This is a genomic window from Autumnicola musiva, assembly GCF_031846585.1.
Taxonomy (GTDB): domain Bacteria; phylum Bacteroidota; class Bacteroidia; order Flavobacteriales; family Flavobacteriaceae; genus Autumnicola; species Autumnicola musiva.
Map to the genome: position 1 here is coordinate 1 of NZ_JAVRHK010000066.1, position 1,131 is coordinate 1,131.

At 38.6% G+C, this 1,131-nt stretch carries 1 protein-coding gene; it reads right to left on the reverse strand.

Annotated features, from left to right (window positions below; genetic code table 11):
- Positions 1–189 precede the first annotated feature (189 nt).
- The coding region (locus RM539_RS19850; protein WP_311505159.1) for a 4Fe-4S dicluster domain-containing protein at positions 190–1,131 on the reverse strand (942 nt) is incomplete at its 5' end.

The following is a 1,131-nucleotide window of genomic DNA, read 5'->3' on the forward strand; positions in this document are numbered from 1 at the left end:
AGTCATGATCATACTCGTTTGAAGTCATCATTGTTACCACGAAATACATAATAAAGCTAATGAATGCTACCATCCCTATTACCAATCCTGTTCCCCAATCGATTTTCATAATGTTTATTTTTATAAAGTGATTTCTTTGGAAATATTATCACTAATGATTTTTCAAATTTTTATTTCTCACCCCTCCCACTAATTAAAACTCCGCGGCCCCATGAAACTGGTGCTGGTAGTTTCAATTAAAACATTCCTACTATAGACCTCGATTTCAAGTTCGTCCTTTTCATCTTTCAGAGCACTTCCGCTAATTTCTATAAAAAGGGTACCTTCGGCCAGGCCGCGTGCCGGTACTTTAATCTCTCCTTTTACGGGTTCAATATTTCCTTTATGAGAAATTAATTCAAAATGGACATTTTCAAATTCTTGGGAAGTTTTGTTCAGCAATTTATAGGTGTATATATTGCTGATGATATTGCCTTCCTTATGCTCATAAAGCTGTCCGGGTAATCTCAATATATTCGCTTCAATATCGCTTCTTAAAAATAACATTCCTGTAAATATTCCGGTCAAAATAAGAAGTACCGCAGAATAGCCTTTTAAACGTGGAGTAAAACTGAATTTGGTCTTCTTTTCAATGTTTTCTTCGCTGGCATACCTAATCAATCCTTTGGGTTGGTCCACTGCCTCCATAATATCGTTACAGGCATCTATACAGGCCGTGCAGTTAACACATTCCAGCTGGGTTCCGTTCCTGATATCGATGCCGGTAGGACAAACATTTACACACTGAAAACAATCAATACAATCACCTTTTCCACTCGCTGCGCGATCTTCATTTTTTTTGAATTTTCCCCGACCCTTTTCTTTTTCTCCTCTCTTATGGTCATAAGCGACCACAATAGATTTGTTGTCCAGTAGTACGCCCTGCAACCTCCCGTAGGGACAGGCGATAATACAAACCTGTTCCCGAAACCAGGCGAAAACAAAATAAAATACCCCGGTAAAAGTTAGTAATGAAATAAGCGTGCTAAGATGAGCCAGTGGCCCGTCCTGTATATAAAGTATCAGCCGATCGCTCCCAATTAAATAAGCCAGGAATACATTGGCGATCAAAAAGGACACAACAAAGAAAAT